Source organism: Agrobacterium sp. 22-221-1, from assembly GCF_053522445.1.
Genome location: NZ_JBNWCL010000002.1, coordinates 39,572 through 60,278, shown reverse-complemented (window position 1 = coordinate 60,278; position 20,707 = coordinate 39,572). Strand labels below are relative to the sequence as shown.

The window sequence follows — 20,707 nt, the reverse complement described above, 5'->3', positions numbered from 1 at the left end:
TGCGCAGTCAGAGGGCGGGTTCTATGTTCTATAAAGAATGTCGCTGAGAACCGCCGCATCTTCCGCAAACTGTCCGGCATCGTCACCCTTGACGAATTCGAGCATCGCGAAAGCCGGTTTTTTCCAGTCGCCTTCCGGCAATGCATCCACGCACGTCCGCCAATAATCCGCTCGTTCGTGAAGCGGCAGGCGGCTGGCGTCGGCGAGCCAGGCGAAGACGTGGAGATGGCAGATGCGTGGGCCGAGTGCGGATATTTCCGCAAGCGCGTCCTCCAGCGGCAGGCCGGGGGCGGGTTGCCAGTAGAAAAACAGGTTGGGCATCGGCAAATCCTGCATGAGTTGCAGGGCCGAGGGCAGGGTGTCCGTCAGTGAGTTGGGGTGATATTCGAGGCCGATTGTGATGCCATGGTCGAGCGCCCGGCGAGCGATTGTCGCCAGCGCTTCCGTTGCCGCGCGGCGTTCGCCGGGGGAGTAATCGGCAGATGGGCGTTTGCGGCTGCCGGGCCAGATGCGGATATGGCCGGCGCCGAGCGCTTTTGCTGTTTCCAGCACGGCGGTCACATCTTCCGGCGCAAAATCCGGCGCAAAGATATAGGAGCCGTAGGACGAGACGGAGAGGCCGGCTTCCGCCGTTCGCGCGGCCACATCCCTTGCATTGGCAAGGTTGCCGGGCGGTACATGGATATCCGCACCCCATTCGATGGACCTGATGCCGTTTGCGGCGGCAAGCTCGATGACGGTCTGTGGCGACAGGGAGCGGAAGGTGACGGAGCAGAGGCCCGGCTCGAAAATTCTCATGCGATCAGTTCCAGATGTTCCGGCCGCACCTGCTGTTGCAAGGGTGCCGCGCGGCAGAAGCGTTCGATTTCGGCAATCGCCATGTCGCCGAGCCTTGCGCGTTCAAGGCCGGTGGCGCCGGCGATATGCGGCGTCAGGAAGACGTTCGGCAGGCTGTAAAAGGGTGAGTCCGGCGGCGGCACTTCCGGGTCGGTGACGTCGATGACGGCTTCGATGCGTCCGGTTTTCACTTCGGCCAGAAGCGCGTCTTCATCCACCAGCGCGCCGCGCGCCGTGTTGATCAGGGTCGCGCCGTCCTTCATGCGGGCAAGCGCTGCCGCGCCGATCATATGCCGCGTCTGCGGCAGGGAGGGTGCATGTAGCGAAATGACATCGCTCACCGCCATCAGCTCCTCGAGCGAGACGAGACGTACACCGAGCTTTTCCGCCTCCGCAGCGCTTAGAAGCGGATCGAAAAGGATGAGGTTGAGATCGAAGGGCTGCAACAGATTGATGACGCGACGTCCGATGCGCGATGCGCCGACGATGCCGACCGTAAGGCCGAGATTGCCGATGGCCTGCGCCTGCAATCGCTCGACAGGGGCGCGGTCGCGATGCTCCAGATAAAGGCGTCGGAAACCGAAGGTGCGCTTGCCGGCCAGCAGGATCATCGCGAGCGAAAATTCGGCGACCGGCTGCGCATTCGCCTCCGCCGCGCTGCACACGGTAACGCCACGATCGAACACCGCTTGCGACAGGAAATATTTGACCGTGCCGGCGGCATGGGAAATCAACCTGAGGCGCGGCATCAGCGCCAGTTCCCGCGCGCCGATATCCGGACAGCCCCAGCCGGTCAGAAGAATGTCCGTCCGCGCCAGCTGCTCCTTCACGGAAGCGGCGTGGAAATCGCAGATCCGCCCCGTGTCGAGAATATCGACACTCTGCGACAGCCTTTCGAGCGCCTGCGGTGTCAGCACATGCTGGGTTCGCTCCGGGTCCATGGCAAGGCTGAGACGCGGAAGCGGGCTCGTCATTGCGGCTCTCCCGTTGCCGCCATGCTGCTGACCGGAACGCCCCGTTCCGCAAACAGGCGGTCGAGCGCCTCCATATCCGGAAGTGCCGGTACTGTCGCCAACGCTGTTTCGCTTTCTGGCCCAGTCACCCCGGCAAAGACCGCGCAGGCAAGCAGGGTTTCGCCCGCCGGAATCTCGCCCCGCAGTTGCGGCACCGTGGTCTTGGCGTTGACGAGATTGGTGTTGGGCAGCGCCTTCAGCGCCACGCCGTGGCGGGTAACGCTCGAACCGAGATCGACGATGGCGGATATGTCTGTGCCGCAATCGGCGGTCGCCCGGCCGGTCTCTTCGCGCACGGCATCGCGGTCGCCATCGTTGCGATTGATCGCGAAGCCGCCTTCTGTCACCGAAAGGGCGCGGGCGGAGGTGATCCGGTGCAGTCTGATATGCCAGCCGCCAGCCGCAACCAGCGTCGTTTCAACCGCCACATCCGGGAACGGCTTCCATGTCGCCCGCAGACTTTCCCCGGCCAGCAGAACCTTCTCGTTGGTCTCGCGCACGCGGTAGTGCAGGCCGTCTTCGGAGAAGGCCAGCATATTGTCGAAACCGTTGGTCCTGAAACCGCGCTCATCCACTTCGACGCCGAAACCGTAACGGGAGGAATAGGCGAATTTGGCATATTTCTCCGGCCCGCCGCGCATGGAGAGGTTTTCCTGCCCGCTGGAAAGCGCCGTGACATTGCCGCTGGTCCGCATCATCACCATGCCGGGATGAATGAGCGGCTTCGGTTTTGCCGATGTTTCAGGCTGCTTTTCCTCCGCCTGCCAGAAGGGATGGCTTTCCGGCAGGGCGAGCGGCAGGAAGGCCTTGAAGGCCCAATAGGGCGAGCCCGCTGAATTATAGCTTTCCGACATGGTGAGCTGCGGATAGGCGTAGCCGATGGAAAGCACGCCGTCGCGGTCGGCAATCGGCTTTTTCGCCCACCAGCGCAGATGTTGCAGATAAAGCCCCTTGATCTCGCCCCAGGGCAACGCCTCCTCATCGGCAAAAGCGAGACCGGCCCAGAAGCCGCCGCAGGCGAAGCGGTAGGTCATGGAGCGGCCGAAGGCGAGCGTGCCGCCATCCTCATCGAACCAGCTGGCGAAATCGCCGGCGAAGAGGCGCGCTCGCTCACGGTAGCGTGCGGCGTAGGCATCGTCAGGCTTGCTGAGTTTCGCGTAGATCAGGCCGTAAAAATGCATGGCAAAGGCGATGTAATGGTCGATGCGGCGGTAATTGCCGTCGCGATACCAGCCGTCGGCGATATAGAATTCGTCCAGTTCCTTCTGGAATGTTTCGGTCAAGCTGCGGTCGAAAGCGATGCCGAGATGATCCAGCGCCATATCGACCATCACCCGGAAGAACTTCCAGTTATTATCGGCGTAATTGCGCTCGCGCGCCGTCAGCAGATAACGGCGCACATTGTCTTTCTGTGCGTCGGACAGCGGTTCCCACAGGTGCTGAGGCGCAAGCCGCAGCGCAAAACCGAGGGCTGCAAGCTCCACCAGCCGCTGATCCCTTTGGCGCACGTCGCCCCAATATTCGGGATGGGAAGGATCGGTGCCGTTGGCTATTCCCCGTGCCAGAAGCGGCCAGTGGTCGAAATGATCGCCGCTCAGCGCAAGCGGTGCGATGCCCCAGAGCGGCCGGGCAAAACCTTCAAGATCGGCCGCCGCCCGGTCGAAATGCGCGGCGGCCCCGCTGAGCGTCACTCTTGCGCCGCCCGGCGAAAAATAAGGAAGGAGCGGCGCAAAACTGTCGTCGAGCGCTCGTCGGACATCGGCGCGGCTTTTGAGCGGATTGCCATGCAGCGGATTGAATCTGGCCATGGTGGGCTTACTCATGGTGTCATGCATCGCGTGCCGCCTTTCCTGTCTTTTTCGCCTTACCGGCCGTCTGTCCTTCCACCAGCTGCACGCCAAGCTGCACCTGCCGGGCGTTGGCCGATGGCTCCGTCAGCCGGCGGCGCATCAGCTCCACCGCCTCGCGGGCGATTTCTCGTCGGTCGACGCGGATCGTGCTGAGACGGGGCGTGGAAAGCTCGGCAAAGGGCAGATCGTCGAAGCCGATAATGGAAAGATCGTCCGGCACGGCGAGGCCAAGCTCCTGCGCCGCCCCGAGCGCCCCGAGCGCAATCGCGTCATTCATGCAGAAAATGCCGGTGAGTTCAGGGTTTTGGGCCAATAGCTGGCGAACCGCATCGCCCGCCTGTCCGAAGCCGCTATCCGCCGTCGAAAGCAGAAACTCCTCATAGGTCGTTCCCTCTTCCTCAAGGATCGTATGGCGAAAGCCGCGCATACGCTCCCTTATGGTGTGGCGATGATGCGGGCCGATATAGGCGACCTTGCGGTGACCGAGTTCCAGCAGCCGCCGCGCCGCCAGCGCGCCGCCGTAAAAATTGGAGGGCGAGACGCAATCCAACATCATCGAAGGATCGGCGCTGTTGACCAGAACCGGTTGCAGCACACCCTGCGTGATGCGGTGGATGATTTCATCCTCCGGGTCGAGGCCGATGGCGAGAAGGCCGTCCACCTCGCAGACCCGCTGGGTCAGCGCATCATCCACCTGTTTCTGGTGCAGCAGCCGGATGTCGAGTTCGAAACCGTCCGTCTGGGCAAGGCTGCGCAGCATGTCGAAAATATCGTGATAAAAAGCGCCGATATCGCCGGTCGCCCTTTCGGCGGACATGAGTGCGAGGATTTTCTTGCCCTCCAGCGGCACGCCGCCGGTCTGGTTCGCGACCGGTCGCAACGGATAACCAAGCTCCGCCGCCACCCCCAGAACCTTGGTCTGGATCGACGCGCTGATACCTTTCTCTCCCGCAAGAACGCGCGAGACGGTGCTGATGGAAACGCCGGCGCGCTGGGCGATATCCGACTGGCGCGGGCGGCTGATGTCGGGCGTATCGTTCATATCGTCTCCTGCGCTTGCAAAAAAATCTGATATGATGCAAATATTGCAAACAAAGAAAATTTGCAAGAATTTAAGTAGTCAGTGAAAAATTTGCAAAACGCGGGAGGAGCAGATGCAAACTATCGACAGACGTAGATTTTTGGTGACGGCGGCGCTGGCCGGTCTCGGTGTGGCGGCAGGAGGTTTTCGCGCGGCCGCGGCTGAGACCCGGCTTCGCTGCGTATGGTGGGGATCGGCCGACCGCAGCAAGCGCACCAACGACGTGATCGCCCTTTACCAGAAGGCTAACCCGCAAACGGAAATCAGCGGAGAAATGATCGCCGGTTCCGATTACTGGACCAAGCTTGCGACATCGATGGCGGGGCGCAACGTCGCCGACATCTTCCAGCTCGAACCTTCCACCATCGCCGATTATTCCGGCCGTGGCGCCTGCATGGAGCTGGACCAGTTCGTCGGCAAGTCGCTCGATCTTTCCACCTTCGGCAAAAGCGAGGTCGATCTCTGCCGCATCGATGGCAAGCTTTACGGCGTCGGCCTTGGGCTGAATTCCTTCTGCATGATGTATGACGCCGACACGCTGAAGGAAGCCGGCGTTTCCGTGCCGCAGGACCAGATCACCTGGAAGGCGCTCTCGGAACTGGCGCGCGATTTCAAGAAGAACGGCCCGGCAAAACGGAATTATTGGGCGGTGCCCTATGGCGCACGTTATCATTATGTTTTCGATGTCTGGTTGCGCCAGCGCGGCAAGCTGCTGTTTCAGGACGGCACCATCGGCTTCAACAAGGAAGATGCGAAGGAATGGTTCGCCTATTGGGAGGATCTGCGCGAGAACAAGCTCTGCGTTTCCGCCGATATCCAGACGCGTGACGACAATACCATCGAATCCAACGCCCTGACGCTCGGCAATTCGGCCATCGGTTTTGCCTATTCCAACCAGCTTGTCGGTTATCAGAAGCTCAATAAACAAACGCTGTCCATCGGCATGCTGCCGGGTGAGGGGCCGGGCAAGCCGACCGGGCATTATTACCGGCCGGGCCTCATCTGGTCCATTTCGTCCACCTCGACCAATGCGGAAGCGGCGGCGAAATTCATCAACTTCTTCGTCAACGATCTGGAAGCCGGCAAGGTGCTCGGCGTCGAGCGTGGCGTGCCGCCGGCCAAGGTCGTGCGGGAAGCATTGCTGCCGAGCCTCAACGAGACCGAGCGCAAGACGGTGGATTATATCGAAAGCCTGTCGGGCAAGCTCGATACCTATCCGGAACCCGCGCCGATCGGCGCCAATGAGTTCGACCGTGGCGTGATGCGCCCCATTGCCGATTCGCTCGCCTTCGGCCGCGCCAGCGTGGATGAAGCGGCGCAAAACCTCGTCGACACCGGCACGCGGACCCTGCGCAAGCGCGGCTGACGACGAAACGGGCACCGCCACGCGGTATCGAGACCGTGTGGCGGTGCTTTTTTGTGAAGTGCCAAGGGTGAATGGCGCTTCACGCCTTTCAAAAGCACCAGCATGACAAACAGCACTGGACAAGTGCATGGCATTTAAGCCAGAAATTCTGATCTGGATCGATAAATCTGAAGATTAGAATATGGCGCCCAATTTCCTCCTCGTTGATGCTGAAAAAGAATTCGATGTCCTGAAAGCGGCGGCATCGCTGATCCGCGTGCAGATATTGAAGCTGCTGCATGAGGCGAGCGGCCTCAACGTCAACGAAATTGCGCAGAGGCTGGAGCTCCCCCAGTCCACCGTTTCCGCCGGCGTGGCCGTTCTCGAGGAGGCGGGACTGCTGCGAACCGAAACGCGCAAGGCGCGCAAGGGCAACCAGAAAATATGCTTCGCCACCTGCGACGAACTCATTGTTTCGTTCCGAAAACCCGAGGCGCCGGTCGCATCAAATTACATCGCGGTCGCCATGCCGCTCGGTCTTTACACCCAAAGTTCTGTAACCGCGCCCTGTGGCATCTGCTCGCCGGAGGGCATCATCGGCCTGCTCGATGTGCCCGATACATTTATGGATCCGGACCGCATGAAGGCGGCGCTGCTGTGGTTGACCTCCGGCTTCGTGGAATATCAATTTCCCAATAATGCCAAGATTCAGGGGCGAGAAGTCGAGGAAATCGAGTTTTCGATGGAGGTCAGCTCCGAAGTACCCGGAACGCACAGCAACTGGCCGTCCGATATTACGCTATCCGTCAACGGCCGGGAAATCGGGGTCTGGACCTCACCCGGCGACTTCGGCGACAAGCGCGGTGCGTTTACGCCGGACTGGTGGAAGCTCTCCGGTTCCCAATATGGCATGCTCAAGACCTGGCGCATCACCGCGCAGGGAACCTATGTCGACGGAACCCGGATTTCGGATGTGACGCTGGCGGATATCGATCTGACCAGCCACCGCTCCATCCGCTTGCGCATCGAGGTCAAGGCCGATGCAAAACATCCGGGTGGGCTGAATATCTTTGGCCGCGGCTTCGGGAATTACGATCAGGACATCGTTCTGCGCCTGCGCACCGCAGGCTGATCCAGCCAATTTTCAAAAGTATGATTTTCGCGGTTGACAGGCGCGGATTCCCTCGGCAACTATATTATCAAATATGGTTTATATCATATTTTGAGATATAAATGCGCAGGGGAGGAGAGCCTTATGAGAGCGCGGGTTTCAGTCCACCGGGACTTCCGGATTGGGCGTATCGACGATCGTCTTTATTCCGCCTTCATCGAACATATGGGGCGTGCCATCTATGGCGGCATCTATGAGCCGGGCCATCCGCAGGCGGACGCGAACGGCTTCCGCAGGGACGTTCTGAAACTCGTGCAGGACCTGAAAATTCCGGCCATCCGTTATCCCGGCGGCAACTTCGTTTCGGCCTATCGCTGGGAAGACGGCATTGGGCCGCGCGACCAGCGCCCCATCCGTCTCGATCTCGCATGGCGCTCCAAGGAAACCAACCAGATCGGCATCAACGAATTCGCCGACTGGGCGCAGATGGCCGGCATCGAGATGATGCTTGCCGTCAATCTCGGTTCCCGTGGTCTGGATGATGCCCGTAATTTCCTCGAATATGTGAATTTTCCGGGCGGCACCACGCTCAGCGATCTGCGCCGCAGCCACGGCGCGGAAAAGCCCCACGGTGTGAAAATGTGGTGCCTCGGCAACGAGATGGACGGTCCCTGGCAGATCGGTCACAAGACGGCGGTGGAATATGGCCGTCTGGCCAATGAAACCGCCAAGGCCTTCAAGGGTTTCGATCCGACGATTGAAGCGATCGTCTGCGGCAGTTCCAATGACGGCATGCCGACCTATCCCGAATGGGAGCGCGAGGTGCTGGAGGAATGCTACGAGAACGTCGACCATATCTCGCTGCACAAATATTTCGGCAATAACAGCCGCGACACGCTGAATTATTTCGGCAAGATCGAGGAAACCGGGCGCTATATCCAGACGATTGCCGGGGTCATCGACTACGTGAAGGCTAAGAAGCGCGCCAAAAACGAGGTCTCCATCTGCTTCGACGAATGGAACGTCTGGTATCATATCCGCGAAGAAGACGGCAAACGCATCAAGAGCTGGGACTGGCCGGAAGCGCCCGCACTTCTGGAAGAGACTTATAATTTCGAGGATGCGCTTTTTGTCGCCGGTCTGCTCAACGAGTTCATCCGCCGTTCGGACCGCGTGCGCATTGCCTGCATCGCCCAGCTCGTCAATGTCATCGCCCCCATCCGGGCGGAAAAGAATGGACCGGCCTGGCGGCAGACGATCTATTATCCCTATCAGTTCGCTTCGCTTTATGGCCGTGGCGTCGCGCTGAACGTCGCCGTCGATTGCCCGACTTACGATTGCAACGCGGCCGACGACGTCAAATATCTCGATGTTGCCGGTGTTTATGACGAAGCGGAAGGCGTCGTGACGCTGTTCGTGCTCAATCGCCATCTGACAGAAGCGGCGGAGATCGATGTCAGCCTCACCGGCTATTCATCCGCCACTCTCAGCCTGCATCTTGCCATGGCGGGATATGATCTGCGCCTCGGCAACGGCCCGGATCAGCCGGATCGCGTCGTGCCGGTGCCCGGCAGCGGCGTCGCCGTGGAGGACGGGGCGCTGAAGGGTTCGGTGCCTGCGCTGTCCTATCATGTGCTGCGGCTGAAGGTTCAGTGAGGCGGCCATGGGTGTCCGTCTCAACAATGTCGCCAAGTCCTTCGGATCCTTCGCGGCGATCCGGGATGTTTCGATGGAAATTCCAGCCGGCAGCTTCGCGGTCTTCGTGGGGCCTTCCGGCTGCGGAAAATCCACCCTGTTGCGCATGATCGCCGGCCTTGAGGAAACCAGCGGCGGGCGCATCGCCATCGATGAGCGTGATGTCACCGCGGTCGAACCGGCGGATCGCGGCGTTGCGATGGTGTTCCAGAACTATGCGCTCTATCCGCATCTGACGGTGTTCGAGAACATGGCGTTCAGCCTGCGTCTTGCCCGCCGGCCGAAGGCGGAGGTGACGGAGAGGGTGGGCGAGGCCGCGCGCATCCTCCAGCTTGAGGAGCATCTGCACAAACGGCCATCGCAGCTTTCCGGCGGCCAGAGGCAACGCGTGGCCATCGGCCGCGCCATCGTGCGGCAGCCGAAGGTATTCCTGTTCGATGAGCCACTGTCCAATCTGGACGCCGAACTGCGCGTGCAGATGCGGCTGGAACTGACCCGGCTTCACCGCAAGCTGGGCGCGACGATGATCTATGTCACGCATGACCAGGTGGAGGCCATGACGCTTGCGGACAGGATTTTCGTGCTGAAGGGCGGCATCGTGCAGCAGGCGGGGGCGCCGCTTACCCTTTACGACGATCCGGACAATCGTTTCGTGGCCGGTTTTATCGGATCGCCCGCGATGAACTTCCTGCGGGCCGATATCGTCTCCCAGGCGGATGGCATCGTGACGCTCGCGCCCGAGGGCGGGGCAGGGCATCTCAGGGCCCGGCTTGCCCAGTCCGTTTCCCCGGGCCAGCGGGTCGAGATCGGAATTCGACCGGAGCATCTGACGATTACGGAACAGGGCGCGCTGCCGGTTGTCGTCGAGGTCGCGGAAGAGCTTGGCGATCTTTCCTACCTCTATACCCGCACCGCATCCGGGAAGGAAATCATCGTGCAGCGGCAGGGCACGCGGGAAAGGCTGGATGGCCGGTCGGTATCGCTTACCGCCTCGCCCGACCATGTCCTTGTCTTCGACGATGACGGCAGACGGTTGCGATAGGCGCGAGGAGGCGTCTTTCGAAACAGCAAACCATCCCTCAACGGGATGTTCTATCAAACGGGAGGAGTGAACGATGCGACTGATCAAGACATTGCTTGTTGGTGCGGCTCTGGGTCTCAGCGCCCTGCCGGTTCTCGCGAAGCAGGATATCATCTGGTGGGACTTTCTGTCGGGCGGTGACGGCGTGCGCATGAAGGCGTTGATCGATGCCTTCAACAAGGAACACCCCGACATCCAGATCAAGGGAACGACGCTCGAATGGGGCGTGCCCTTTTATACCAAGGTGCGCACGGCCTCCGCAGTGGGTGAGGGGCCGGATATCATGACCTATCACCTGTCACGCGCGCCGCTCGGCCTTGAAGAAAAAGTGCTGAGCGAAATCACCGAAAAGGATCTCGAGGATGCGGGGCTGAAGACCGGAGACTTCTTCAGCGCACCCGTGGATGCGGCCACCCAGAACGGCAAACTCTACGCCGTGCCGTTCGATATCCATGCGCTTGTCCTTTATTACAATGCCGATCTTCTGAAAGGCTCGCCCTATCTCGATGCCGAGGGCAAGCTAACCGGCATCGAGACGATCGAGGATTTCGAGAAGGCGCTGGCCTGGGCGAAGGACAATGGCGTCCAGACGCCGATCACCTATCAATCGGGTGGCGAAGGCGGAGTGTGGCGCGTCTTTTATACGCTGCTGTCGCAACAGGGCGGCGAACTCGTCACCGAGAAGGAGGTTCTCGCCGGCGACAATGCCGAAAAGGCGGCAAAGGCCATCGAGACCCTGTCCAGATGGCGGGAAAACGGCTGGGCCCCGGAACAGGCGGAATATGAAGCCTCGGTAGCGCTGTTTTCCGCCGGCAAATCCGCGTTCCAGCTGAACGGCGTCTGGGAAGTTCCGACCTACAAGGATCTGGAAAAGAACGGCAAGCTCGGCTTCAAATGGAGTGCGGTGGAAGTGCCACCCCTGATGGGCAAGCGCGCCACCTGGGCGGATTCCCATGCTTTCGCCATTCCGAATGAAGGTGACAAAACAGTCTCCGGCGAAAAACGCGCTGCGGTGATGAAGGTGATCGGCTGGATGGAGAAACACGCCATCAGCTGGGCCGATGCCGGGCATATTCCGGCTTACAAATCCATCACCGAAAGCAGCGAATACAAGGCGATGCAGCCGAATGCCACCTATGCCTCCCTGGCGGAAGCGGCGGTGTTCGATCCGAAGACCACCATAACCGGGGTCGCTTCGCCCGCCTATGACGCCGCTCTCAACGTCATCGCCCCTGCCATTCAGGGCTTCATGAGCAGCACCGACGCCGTGGAGCAGATCAAGGATGAGCTGCAGGGCAAGCTCAGGTAATCGGCAGCCTGCCCTCCGGTTTGAGGCCGGAGGGCAGAGTGCAATGCGCAAGCTCCCGGAGACATTCCATGGCTATGATTGAAAACCGGCGCAAGAAATCGCTGATCGCGCTGTCGATGGTGACGCCGTTCGTTCTGGTCTTCACCACCTTCTTTCTTTATCCGCTGATAGAGATGGTGCGCATCAGCTTCACTGACGCGCCGCTGATCGGTGAGGGAAACTGGGTCGGCCTGGAGAATTACGCGAAGCTGCTGGGCGACCGCCTGTTCGTCACCTCACTCAAGAACAACGGCTATTTCGTGCTTCTGACCGTCGTGCCCACGACCGTCATCGCCCTGATGATCGCGCTCGCCGTCAGCCGCCTCTCGGGCGTGAAGCAGACGATTGCGATGAGCCTGTTTTTCCTGCCCTATGTGCTGCCGGTTTCGGTCGTCACGGAAATCTGGGCGTGGATGCTCGATCTGCAGTTCGGCATTCTCCAGCCGGTCATATCGCTGCTGGCGGGCAAACCCGTCGCCGTTTTCAAGAACCCCTATTGGGTCATGCCGATGGTCGCCGTCGTCACCATCTGGTGGACGAACGGCTTCAATGTGCTGCTCTTCATCGCCGGATTGCGGAATATACCGGCCGAGCTTTATGAGGCTGCGGCTCTGGATGGCGCGACGACCTGGCAGCGCTTCCGCCGCGTCACCTGGCCGCTTCTGTGGCCGGTCACGGCGCTGGTGCTGACGCTGCAACTGATCCTGCAACTGAAGATATTCGATCAGATCTATCTCTTAAGCGGCGGCGGGCCGTTCAATTCAAGCTTCGTGCTGCTCCTCAAGGTCTACCGCGAGGCCTTCCAGATGAACAATGGCGGCTATGCGTCTGCCGTGGCGACGGTGCTTTTCCTGCTGATCGTCATCGTTTCCGTTTTCCAGTTCCAGCTGCTGCGCATCCGGAGGAATTCATGAGCCCGATGAGAAAACTCGAGAACCTCGTTCTGACGCTGCTGACTTTCTCGGCGGCCCTCGTCTGGATTTTTCCGCTCTACTGGAGCTTCGTCACCTCGCTTCGCGCCGATGAGAACGTTGCGGGCAACATGTCGCTTTTGCCGGACGAGTTCCGCCTCGGCGCTTATTTCAATGCGATATTCAATACCCGGCTGATGACTTGGTATGTGAACTCCATCGGCACGGCGGTCATCGTCACGATCTCGGTGCTGTTCATTTCCATGCTCTGCGCCTATGCGCTGTCGCAGATACGCTTTCCGGGCAGGCGGCTGCTTTATGGCATCGTGCTGGCGAGCTTCATGGTGCCGGCGCAAACGCTGGTCGTCACCCAGTTCATCCTGATGAAGAACCTCAACCTCATCAACACCTGGGCGGGTATCATCCTGCCGCAGTTGATCACGCCCATCGTCATCATCGTCTACAAGCAGTTTTTCGACAGCGTGCCGAAGGAGATGCGCGAAGCCGTGGTGCTGGATGGCGGCGGCGAATACACGATCCTGTTCCGGGTCTATCTGCCGCTCAACTGGGGCATCACGACCGCCATGGCGATCGTGACCTTCATTACGGTATGGAACGCCTTCTTCTGGCCCTTCCTCGTGGTCACCTCCGAAAACATGATGACGATCCCGGTCGGTATCACCCAGGTCAACGATGCTTTCGGTGTCGCCTATGCGCGGCTGATGGCTGTCGCCATGCTGGCGGCCCTGCCGGTCATCGTCGCCTATGTCATCTTCCAGCGGCGTGTGACGGAGGCGATCATGATTTCGTCGGGTGTTAAGGGGTGAGATGTTCCTCAGATGACGTGGGCATTGTGCAGGGCGGTCAGCACCTCGTTCTTGAGGTTTGCGAGCTGCGGAGACCGCCGGTCGCGCGGGCGCTGTACGTCCACCTCTATCCGCTGCTGGATACGGCCGTCATGGGCGCCCATCATGTAAATCCTGTCGCCGAGATAGAGCGCTTCGTCGATATCGTGGGTGACCAGCAGGAAGGAGATGCCGCGCTGTTCGACGAGCTTCAGCACCAGGTCCTGCAACTTCATCCGTGTGAAAGCATCGACCGCGCTGAAGGGTTCATCGAGGAGCAGAATGCGCGGCTCGGTATAGAGCGCCCTTGCGATTGCCACACGTTGCGCCATGCCGCCTGAAAGGGCCTTCGGCAGCGCCCCGCCATGGCCGCTCAAACCGACATCGTCGATCAGCCTTTCCACGCGCCCGACATCATATTTCCTCCCCGCCGCATAACCGATATTTTCGGCAACCGTCAGCCAGGGCATCAGGCGTGGTTCCTGAAAGACGAAGGCGATGGGCGGTGAGTTGGATGCCTGCTCCTCGTCCTGCTGAACCCTGACCGCGCCTGAAAAACGCCGGTCGAGGCCGGCGGCGATGCGCAGCAACGTGCTCTTGCCGCAGCCGCTGGGGCCGAGAAGAACCGCCGCCTCGCCATCCCCCAGCGTGAGCTGGATATCCTGAAGGACCACCGTGTCGCCGAAAGCCTTTTCGCGCACATCGACATTCAGCAAACTCATCGCAGGCGTCCTCCCTGCTGAAGCGGATAGGTGTCGCGCCAGCGCAGGCAGCGGTCTTCGACGATCTTGAAGAGGCTGTCGGAAATCTTGCCCAGCACCGCAAGGCAGATGATGGCGATCATGACGAGATCGGGCCGGGAAAGCTCCCGCCCGTCGGAGAGCATGTAGCCGATACCTTCCGAGGCGGCCAGAAGCTCGGCCGCAACGACGCTCAGCCAGGCGAGCGACAGCCCGTAACGCAGGCCCGTGAAGAGATGCGGCAGCGAGGCGGGAATGAAAATCCGCCACACCAGCACGGGCAGCGGCTGGCGATACATCTCGCCCACCTCCACCAGCTTGCGGTCGACATTTCGGATGCCGGAAAAGAGGTTGAGGTAGACCGGGAAAAATGCGCTTTTGGCGATCAGCACGATTTTCGAGGTTTCGCCGATGCCGAACCAGATCATCAGCAGCGGCACCCATGCAAGACTCGGAACCGCCCGCAGCGCCTGAAACGTCGGCTCGAGATAACGTTCGGCGGCAATCACCAGACCGACAAGCGAACCGACGACGATGGCGAGCAGGGAACCGATGACGAAGCCGACGAAGACGCGGGCGGTACTAGCCGCAACATTCGTCCACAGCGGACCTTCCGCAAGCCGCAGGAACGTATCGTAAAGTTCGGAAGGCGGCGGCAGCACATAGGGGCTGACCCAGCCGAGGCGAACGAAAAGCTCAAGCAGCAGCAGCGACCCGACGGGCACGATTGCGCCGCGCAGGTCGAAACGGCCAAGGAAATTCCCCACCCTTTGCACAAGCGGCAATCGGGAAGGGAATTGTCCTGCAGTCTGTTTCACGCGCTGGAATTCGCGCGGATGGGAATTCATGCGCCAAGCGCCTTTTTCGCCGGTGCCGGATCGCTCAGCGAGGACAGGACATTGTCGACATTGACGCCGGGGCGCAGGACGTCGTCACCCAGAAGCGGCGTGACGATGCGGATCGAGTTCAGCAGTTCCTCGCCCGGAACGGGATTATTCCAGTCGCGCTTCTCGATCGTCAGCCTGGTGATCTTGGGATCGTTGCCGGTGACCTGCGTGACGAAATCGATGAATTCGCTTTTGTTTTCACGAATCCATTTCTGCGTCTGCACCCAGACGCCGAGAAGTCTGTCGACCGCTTTCGGGTATTTGGCCAGAAACTCCTCGGAGACGCTGAAGACGCTGCCGTCGCGCCAACTGCGCTCGTCGAAAATCGCCCGGTCGCCGGCAAGCTCGGCCTGGGATGTGTGCGGATCGATGCCGACCCAGGCATCCACCTGACCCTGCTGAAGCGCGTTGAACCCTTCCGGATGCTGCAGGTTCACGACCTTGAGGTCGTCGATGGACAGCTTGTTCTGGTCAAGCGCGCGGACGAGGGTGAAATAGGGCGCAGTGCCCTTGGTGACCGCAATGGTCTTGCCCTTGAGATCGGCGACGGTTTTGATGGGCGAATCCGGGCGCACCTGAATGATGGACGAACCGCCCCAGCTCGCCACATAGATCACCTTCAGCGGCACGCCGTTGGCGCGCGCGAGAAAGGCGGAAAGGGCGGCCGAGCCGGCAAAATCCGTCGAACCGACCTTCAGGAATTCGAGCGAATTGTTGCTGCCGCGGGATTGTACCCAGGTGATCTTCGTGCCGACATCCTTGAAAGCCTCCTCAAGCCAGCCCTTGTTCTTTATCAGCAGCGTATGGGAGGAGTAAAATCCCCAGTCCAGCTTCAGCTCGGCAGGAAATTCCGGGGAACTCTGGGCCAGCGCCTTGCCCGTGGCAAGCGGCGCGGCAAGAGCGCCGGCAATGCCGAGTTTGAGGATCTGGCGGCGGGAATGTTCAGCCTTCATATTAATTCACCTAATTTATGTATTTTGTGTATTTAAAGGGTATGGGCGGGTGTTTTTGAGGTCAATCCGCCCTTCTGGAACCACATGCCAAACTTTGCGAGCCGCGTGGAAAATCTCCCTACCGGGAACGCAATCGGCGCGACGGCGCTTTATTCAGCTGAAAAAACGATTGGCCGGTCGTTGCAGGCCGAGATGGTCGCGCAATGTCGGCCCCTCATAGTCCTTGCGGAACAGCCCGCGCCTTTGCAGTTCCGGCACCACCTGCGTCGTGAAGTCATCGAGGCCGGCAGGCAGGAAAGGGAAGGTGACGTTGAAACCGTCCGAACCCTCCTCATGGAGCCATTGTTCCATCTCGTCGGCGATGGTCTTTGGCGTGCCGACGAAGGCAAGACCCGCATAACCGCCCAACCGCTGGGCAAGCTGGCGCACCGTCAGGCCCTCGCTTCGGGCAAGCTCGATCACCCTTTCACGGCTGGATTTGCTGGCGTTCGTTTCCGGAATATCAGGCAGGGGACCATCGGGATCGAAGCCGGAAACATCGTGGCCGAGCGCAATCGAGAGCGAGGCGATTGCGCTGTCATAATGGACGAGACTGTCGAGCCGGGCGCGTTTGGCCTTCGCCTCTTCCACGCTGTCGCCGACGAGAACGAAAGCGCCCGGCAGGATGACAATTCCGTCGCGTGAACGGCCAGCGGCGACGGTCCTGTCCTTGACGTCCTTATAAAAAGCCTTGCCCGCCGCAAGCGTGGGTGTTGCGGCAAAAACCACCTCTGCCGTCTCGGCGGCAAGCTGGCGTCCCGGCTCGGAAGCTCCGGCCTGCACGATGACGGGCCAACCCTGCACCGGGCGCGCGATGTTGAGCGGCCCGCGCACGGAAAATTCAGGTCCCTTGTGGTCCAGCACATGCATCTTTTCGGGATCGAAGAACAGCCCGCTGTCGACATCGCGGATAAAGGCGTCGTCGGAAAAGGAATCCCAGAGACCGGTGACGACATCGTAAAATTCCCGCGCGCGGCCATAGCGCTCGGCATGATCCGGCTGTTCTTCGCGGCCGAAGTTCCGGGCTGCGTCTGGATTTGACGTGGTGACGATGTTCCAGCCGGCGCGACCGTTGCTGAGGTGATCGAGCGAGGCGAAACGCCGGGCGACGTGATAAGGCTCGTCGAATGTGGTGGAGGCGGTGGCGACCAGCCCGATGCGGGAGGTGACGGCGGCGAGGGCCGAAAGCAAAGTAAAGGGCTCGAAGGAGGTGACGGTGTGGCTGCGGCGCAGCGCCTCGGTGGGCATGTTCAGCACCGCCAGATGATCGGCCATGAAGAATGCATCGAACTTCGCGGCCTCGAGCTGTTGTGCGAAGCGCGCCAGATGGGCGAAATTGAAATTCGCATCCGGGAAGGCGCCCGGATAACGCCATGCACCCGTGTGGAGACTGACGGGCCGCATGAAGGCGCCGAGATGCAGTTTGCGATCATTTGCCATTGGGCTTCACTTTCGTCGATGTTTTGGCTTGCGCGGCGCGTTGCGGAAGGCTTCAGCCGCAGGCAGGCCTTTGCTCGTCGCGACGATATCCCCGCCGGGGGATTGGCGCGGCAAAGACTATTCCGATTATGATTTCCGAACCGAAAGATTTTTGCTGAAATTCTGCATTTGGCGATGATCCCGTCACCTGCGCCGGTCTCGTTTGCATCCCGTCGCGCGCAAGAATCGGCGGGCCGAGCTTCACTCCTTGCCGCTTGCGCGAAAATTTGCCGAAAACTGCGAATGATTAGAAGATTTTTGCTTTCCGGATTTCCGCTTCTGTGTTTCTTATAATGCTTAAATAGAATTTTTAACGCTCATTAATTCAGAAATAACATGATGGAAGATCGCAAAACCGACGCAGTGTCTGTGAATGCGGGCGGCTTGCCGGCGCTGGAGGCGAGGCTTGCGCAGGAACTCGCCCTGCTTGAGCGACCGGCAAAGCCGTGGGTGCCGCGCACCTCTCGCAACGGTTCCGAGGTGCTTGACGTCGCCGTCATCGGCGCGGGGCTCTGCGGGCTGACCGCGCTTGCGGCTCTTTCATTTGCCGGGATCGACAATATCCGCGCTTTCGACAGGGCGCCGAGCGGGCGGGAAGGCCCGTGGGTGACCAGTGCGCGCATGGAGACATTGCGCACCCGCAAGGAGCTGGCCGGGCCGGCGCTCGGTGTGCCGTCCCTGACATTCCGCGCATGGTTCGAGGCGCAGTTCGGCGCACGCGCCTATGAGGAGATGGTGCTCATACCGCGTGAAGCCTGGATGGCTTACATGGTCTGGTATCGCAATGTGCTGGCGCTGCCGGTGAGCAACGATACCGAACTTACCGGTCTCGTTCTGCGCGAGGATGGCCTGCTCGCGCTCGATTTTCTGGGGCCGGAAGGTCCAGCAAAAGTTCTGGCGCGTCGGGTGATCCTGGCGACGGGGCTCGATGGCCTCGGTGCACCGCGCCTGCCGGATGTGGCGAAAACGGTTCCCGCCCGCTTCGTGCGCCATAGCGGCGACGTATTCGATGTGGCCGCATGGCGCGGCAAACGTGTCGCGGTGGTCGGCGCCGGTGCTTCGGCGATGGACAATGCAGCCGCAGCACTGGAGGCGGGGGCGGCCCGCGTCGATCTTTTCATTCGCAGGACCGATATCCCCCGGGTCGAAAAATTCGGCGGTATCGCCAGCCTCGGCATGACCCACGGTTATGTCGGCCTGCCCGATGCCGACCGCTGGGCCTTTATGGTCGAGGCGGAGCGCACACAGATCCCACCGCCGCGCCACAGCGTCCTCCGGGTCTCGCGCCATGACAATGCGTTCTTCCATCTGGGCAGTCCCGTTCTCAGCCTGACGGAAGCGGGCGACGCGGTGGAAATCGAGACCCCGAAGGGGCGCTATTCGGCCGATCTCATCATTTTCGCCACCGGCTTCGACGTCGATTTCGCCCGGCGGCCGGAATTTACCGCTTTGAGCGACCGCGTTCTGCTCTGGCGTGACGCCTATCAGCCGCCGGCCGATGAGGAGAATGACGCGCTGGGGTCCTATCCTTATCTCGGGCCGGCTTTCGAGTTTCTGCCGAAACCGGGTCTGCCGGCCGCCGAGGCGGAGGCGATTTCCCGTATCCATTGCTTCGCTTATCCGGCCGTGCCGTCCCATGGGAAAATCACCAGCGGCATTCCGGCCGTCAGCCCGGGGGCTGAGCGTCTGGCGCAGGGCATCGCCAGGTCTCTCTTCGTCGAAGACCGCGCCCGTCATTTCGAGACTTTCATGAACCACGACGCCGCTGAAATCACCGGCGAGGAATGGCGCGATGCGGACGCGCAGGACAGGATCAAGGAGCATGCCAATGGCTGAAGCGGCGCTGAAACTGGAGATATTTTACGGCATTTCTTCGCCATGGGCCTATTTCGGCGCGCCGCGGGCCGTGGAAGTCGCCCGCACACATGGCGCCGCAATCGTGCTGCGTCCCATCCGCATCATCGAGGCCAATGGCGGCATTCCGCTGCGCAGCCGCCCGGATGCCCGGCAAAGCTATCATGCCGTAGAGCTGGACCGGTGGCGGCGTTATCTCGATATGCCGCTCAACCTGACGCCGAAGTTTTACCCCTGCGCCACCATCGAAAGGGCCGCACAGCTCGTCATCGCCGCGCAGAAGGCCGGGCTCGATGCGATCAGCCTGTCCTTCGCCATCCAGCGCGCCTTGTGGAGCGAAGAACGTGACATTGCCGATCTCGAGACGCTCCGCGCCATCGCACAGGCCGTCCTCGGCTCGGAAGGTGCAGCACTCGTTCGCGATCCGCAGCCGGAAGACATCGTGGCGGAATGGCAGGGAAATCTGGCAGAGGCCGAACGTCTCGGGATTTTCGGCACGCCGACCTATGTGGTGAATGGCGAACTCTTCTGGGGGCAGGACCGTCTGGAATTCGTCAGCCGCGCCCTTGGGGCGCTCAAGCAGCAGCTTTCACAATCCGCAGTGAGGACGTCCGCATGACCGATGCCGCAAAACTCCATAATGACGCCATCGTCATCGACGGTCTGCAAACCTGCCAGTGGAGCAGGTCGATATTCGAGGACATGCGCGCCGGCGGCCTCACCGCCGTCAATGTCTCCAGCGTGATCTGGGAAAATTTCCGCGAGGGCATCGGTTATGTCAGCGAATGGAAGCGTTTCCTGCGGGAAAACGACGACCTTATCCGCCCGGTGCGGACGGTCGCCGATATTCATGCGGCCAAGGCCGAGAACAGAACCGGCATCATCATCGGCTGGCAGAACACCTCGCCGCTCGAGGACAAGCTGGACTACGTCGAAATCTTCAAGGATCTCGGCGTCGGCATCATGCAGCTGACCTACAATACCCAGAACTATTCCGGCGCCGGATATCTGGAGGAAAACGACAGCGGCCTGACCGGCTTCGGCCGCGAGGTGCTGGCGGAGATGAACCGCGTCGGCGTGCTTTGCGATTTGAGCCATGTCGGCGACAGAACGACGGCCGATGTCATCGCCCGCTCGCAAGCGCCGGTCTGCATCTCGCACGTGCTGCCGCGGGCGCTGCGCGATGTGAAGCGCAACAAGCCGGATGAACTCTTCAAGGCCTGCGCGGAAAAGGGCGGCATCGTCGGCATCAGCCTTTTTGCGCCGGGACTTGCTGCCGGAAACGACGCCACGGTGGAGGATTATCTCGACGCCATGGCCTATGTCATCGATCTCGTCGGCGAGGATCATGTCGGCATCGGTACGGATTTTTCGCAGGAGCGGCCGCGTCCCGGCCCCTGGCAGCTCTGGGCCAACCGCGACAAGGGTACGGCCCGCACGCTGACGGAATTCGCGACGGTCAAGATTTCCAAGCCGAAGGGCATCGAGCGCATTGGCGAGGTGCCCAATATCACCGCCCGCATGCTGGCGCGCGGCTGGAGCGAAACGCTCGTTCTCAAACTTCTCGGCCAGAACTGGCTGCGTGTGCTGGATGCCGCCTGGCGGCCCACAAACTGACAATATCGAAAACAAACGGAG

The 20,707-nt window shown here is 60.8% G+C and carries 18 protein-coding genes; 10 read left to right on the top strand and 8 right to left on the bottom strand.

Features of this window, described 5'->3' with window-relative positions; genetic code table 11:
* Positions 1 to 21: 21 nt before the first annotated feature.
* From ACQZ5N_RS03810 to ACQZ5N_RS03795, 4 genes are read right to left on the bottom strand one after another with little or no spacing between them, the layout of a single operon-like run.
* The gene (locus ACQZ5N_RS03810) at positions 22 to 798 is read right to left on the bottom strand and encodes a sugar phosphate isomerase/epimerase family protein (protein WP_448732147.1); all 777 of its coding nucleotides are present in this window, start codon (positions 796 to 798) and stop codon (positions 22 to 24) included.
* Positions 795 to 1,811: a hydroxyacid dehydrogenase gene (locus ACQZ5N_RS03805; protein ID WP_448732146.1), complete on the bottom strand. Its 1,017-nt coding sequence runs from the start codon at positions 1,809 to 1,811 to the stop codon at positions 795 to 797. Before ACQZ5N_RS03805 ends, ACQZ5N_RS03810 begins: the two co-directional genes overlap by 4 nt.
* Complete coding sequence (locus tag ACQZ5N_RS03800; RefSeq protein WP_448732145.1) at positions 1,808 to 3,685, bottom strand: DUF2264 domain-containing protein; 1,878 nt, start codon at positions 3,683 to 3,685, stop codon at positions 1,808 to 1,810. Before ACQZ5N_RS03800 ends, ACQZ5N_RS03805 begins: the two co-directional genes overlap by 4 nt.
* Positions 3,678 to 4,742 carry a LacI family DNA-binding transcriptional regulator gene (locus tag ACQZ5N_RS03795; protein ID WP_142844520.1) on the bottom strand — a complete coding sequence of 355 codons (1,065 nt, stop codon included), beginning with the start codon at positions 4,740 to 4,742 and terminating at the stop codon, positions 3,678 to 3,680. The genes ACQZ5N_RS03800 and ACQZ5N_RS03795 overlap by 8 nt, the downstream gene beginning before the upstream one ends.
* Positions 4,743 to 4,854: 112 nt before the next feature.
* Between ACQZ5N_RS03795 and ACQZ5N_RS03790 the strand changes: the two genes are divergently transcribed.
* The 7 genes from ACQZ5N_RS03790 to ACQZ5N_RS03760 all read left to right on the top strand — a co-directional run bounded on the left by ACQZ5N_RS03790 (position 4,855) and on the right by ACQZ5N_RS03760 (position 13,099).
* Entirely contained in the window at positions 4,855 to 6,147 is a 1,293-nt protein-coding gene (locus tag ACQZ5N_RS03790) for an ABC transporter substrate-binding protein (RefSeq protein WP_448732144.1), read from the top strand.
* A 181-nt stretch (positions 6,148 to 6,328) separates the two neighbouring features.
* On the top strand, positions 6,329 to 7,258 hold the full coding sequence (locus ACQZ5N_RS03785; protein WP_003520170.1) for an ArsR/SmtB family transcription factor: 930 nt from the start codon (positions 6,329 to 6,331) through the stop codon (positions 7,256 to 7,258).
* A gap of 123 nt (positions 7,259 to 7,381) precedes the next feature.
* Complete coding sequence (gene arfA / locus ACQZ5N_RS03780; RefSeq protein ID WP_448732143.1) at positions 7,382 to 8,893, top strand: arabinosylfuranosidase ArfA; 1,512 nt, start codon at positions 7,382 to 7,384, stop codon at positions 8,891 to 8,893.
* Positions 8,894 to 8,900: 7 nt separating this feature from the next.
* Positions 8,901 to 9,974, top strand: coding sequence for an ABC transporter ATP-binding protein (locus ACQZ5N_RS03775; RefSeq protein WP_448732142.1), 1,074 nt, complete (start codon positions 8,901 to 8,903; stop codon positions 9,972 to 9,974).
* Positions 9,975 to 10,047: 73 nt separating this feature from the next.
* A complete protein-coding gene (locus ACQZ5N_RS03770) occupies positions 10,048 to 11,322 on the top strand; it encodes an extracellular solute-binding protein (RefSeq protein ID WP_448732141.1) in 1,275 nt (424 codons plus the stop codon).
* A 68-nt stretch (positions 11,323 to 11,390) separates the two neighbouring features.
* Positions 11,391 to 12,275, top strand: a complete 885-nt coding sequence (locus tag ACQZ5N_RS03765) for a carbohydrate ABC transporter permease (RefSeq protein WP_020811696.1) — start codon at positions 11,391 to 11,393, stop codon at positions 12,273 to 12,275.
* Positions 12,272 to 13,099, top strand: coding sequence for a carbohydrate ABC transporter permease (locus tag ACQZ5N_RS03760; RefSeq protein ID WP_174057625.1), 828 nt, complete (start codon positions 12,272 to 12,274; stop codon positions 13,097 to 13,099). The genes ACQZ5N_RS03765 and ACQZ5N_RS03760 overlap by 4 nt, the downstream gene beginning before the upstream one ends.
* Positions 13,100 to 13,107: 8 nt before the next feature.
* Here ACQZ5N_RS03760 and ACQZ5N_RS03755 read toward each other — a convergent pair whose 3' ends face one another.
* The 4 genes from ACQZ5N_RS03755 to ACQZ5N_RS03740 all read right to left on the bottom strand — a co-directional run bounded on the left by ACQZ5N_RS03755 (position 13,108) and on the right by ACQZ5N_RS03740 (position 17,176).
* On the bottom strand, positions 13,108 to 13,839 hold the full coding sequence (locus ACQZ5N_RS03755) for an ABC transporter ATP-binding protein (RefSeq protein WP_448732140.1): 732 nt from the start codon (positions 13,837 to 13,839) through the stop codon (positions 13,108 to 13,110).
* A complete protein-coding gene (locus tag ACQZ5N_RS03750) occupies positions 13,836 to 14,705 on the bottom strand; it encodes an ABC transporter permease (protein WP_020811699.1) in 870 nt (289 codons plus the stop codon). The genes ACQZ5N_RS03755 and ACQZ5N_RS03750 overlap by 4 nt, the downstream gene beginning before the upstream one ends.
* A complete protein-coding gene (locus ACQZ5N_RS03745; RefSeq protein ID WP_196379873.1) occupies positions 14,702 to 15,697 on the bottom strand; it encodes an aliphatic sulfonate ABC transporter substrate-binding protein in 996 nt (331 codons plus the stop codon). The genes ACQZ5N_RS03750 and ACQZ5N_RS03745 overlap by 4 nt, the downstream gene beginning before the upstream one ends.
* A gap of 153 nt (positions 15,698 to 15,850) precedes the next feature.
* Positions 15,851 to 17,176, bottom strand: a complete 1,326-nt coding sequence (locus ACQZ5N_RS03740; protein ID WP_269829764.1) for an LLM class flavin-dependent oxidoreductase — start codon at positions 17,174 to 17,176, stop codon at positions 15,851 to 15,853.
* Between the two features lie 375 nt (positions 17,177 to 17,551).
* Between ACQZ5N_RS03740 and ACQZ5N_RS03735 the strand changes: the two genes are divergently transcribed.
* From ACQZ5N_RS03735 to ACQZ5N_RS03725, 3 genes are read left to right on the top strand one after another with little or no spacing between them, the layout of a single operon-like run.
* The gene (locus ACQZ5N_RS03735) at positions 17,552 to 19,051 is read left to right on the top strand and encodes an FAD-dependent oxidoreductase (RefSeq protein WP_448732139.1); all 1,500 of its coding nucleotides are present in this window, start codon (positions 17,552 to 17,554) and stop codon (positions 19,049 to 19,051) included.
* Positions 19,044 to 19,688, top strand: a complete 645-nt coding sequence (locus tag ACQZ5N_RS03730; protein WP_448732138.1) for a DsbA family protein — start codon at positions 19,044 to 19,046, stop codon at positions 19,686 to 19,688. Before ACQZ5N_RS03735 ends, ACQZ5N_RS03730 begins: the two co-directional genes overlap by 8 nt.
* Positions 19,685 to 20,686: a dipeptidase gene (locus tag ACQZ5N_RS03725; protein WP_448732137.1), complete on the top strand. Its 1,002-nt coding sequence runs from the start codon at positions 19,685 to 19,687 to the stop codon at positions 20,684 to 20,686. Before ACQZ5N_RS03730 ends, ACQZ5N_RS03725 begins: the two co-directional genes overlap by 4 nt.
* Positions 20,687 to 20,707: the final 21 nt, after the last annotated feature.

Bases quoted from the DNA above. Each gene is read 5' to 3' on its own strand.
- ACQZ5N_RS03785 (WP_003520170.1), top strand. From the start codon at position 6,329: ATGGCGCCCAATTTCCTCCTCGTTGATGCTGAAAAAGAATTCGATGTC.
- ACQZ5N_RS03760 (WP_174057625.1), top strand. From the start codon at position 12,272: ATGAGCCCGATGAGAAAACTCGAGAACCTCGTTCTGACGCTGCTGACT.
- ACQZ5N_RS03755 (WP_448732140.1), bottom strand. From the start codon at position 13,839: ATGAGTTTGCTGAATGTCGATGTGCGCGAAAAGGCTTTCGGCGACACG.
- ACQZ5N_RS03750 (WP_020811699.1), bottom strand. From the start codon at position 14,705: ATGAATTCCCATCCGCGCGAATTCCAGCGCGTGAAACAGACTGCAGGA.
- ACQZ5N_RS03790 (WP_448732144.1), top strand. From the start codon at position 4,855: ATGCAAACTATCGACAGACGTAGATTTTTGGTGACGGCGGCGCTGGCC.
- ACQZ5N_RS03810 (WP_448732147.1), bottom strand. From the start codon at position 798: ATGAGAATTTTCGAGCCGGGCCTCTGCTCCGTCACCTTCCGCTCCCTG.
- ACQZ5N_RS03800 (WP_448732145.1), bottom strand. From the start codon at position 3,685: ATGCATGACACCATGAGTAAGCCCACCATGGCCAGATTCAATCCGCTG.
- ACQZ5N_RS03765 (WP_020811696.1), top strand. From the start codon at position 11,391: ATGGCTATGATTGAAAACCGGCGCAAGAAATCGCTGATCGCGCTGTCG.
- ACQZ5N_RS03745 (WP_196379873.1), bottom strand. From the start codon at position 15,697: ATGAAGGCTGAACATTCCCGCCGCCAGATCCTCAAACTCGGCATTGCC.
- arfA (WP_448732143.1), top strand. From the start codon at position 7,382: ATGAGAGCGCGGGTTTCAGTCCACCGGGACTTCCGGATTGGGCGTATC.
- ACQZ5N_RS03725 (WP_448732137.1), top strand. From the start codon at position 19,685: ATGACCGATGCCGCAAAACTCCATAATGACGCCATCGTCATCGACGGT.
- ACQZ5N_RS03730 (WP_448732138.1), top strand. From the start codon at position 19,044: ATGGCTGAAGCGGCGCTGAAACTGGAGATATTTTACGGCATTTCTTCG.
- ACQZ5N_RS03805 (WP_448732146.1), bottom strand. From the start codon at position 1,811: ATGACGAGCCCGCTTCCGCGTCTCAGCCTTGCCATGGACCCGGAGCGA.
- ACQZ5N_RS03775 (WP_448732142.1), top strand. From the start codon at position 8,901: ATGGGTGTCCGTCTCAACAATGTCGCCAAGTCCTTCGGATCCTTCGCG.
- ACQZ5N_RS03740 (WP_269829764.1), bottom strand. From the start codon at position 17,176: ATGGCAAATGATCGCAAACTGCATCTCGGCGCCTTCATGCGGCCCGTC.
- ACQZ5N_RS03795 (WP_142844520.1), bottom strand. From the start codon at position 4,742: ATGAACGATACGCCCGACATCAGCCGCCCGCGCCAGTCGGATATCGCC.
- ACQZ5N_RS03770 (WP_448732141.1), top strand. From the start codon at position 10,048: ATGCGACTGATCAAGACATTGCTTGTTGGTGCGGCTCTGGGTCTCAGC.
- ACQZ5N_RS03735 (WP_448732139.1), top strand. From the start codon at position 17,552: ATGATGGAAGATCGCAAAACCGACGCAGTGTCTGTGAATGCGGGCGGC.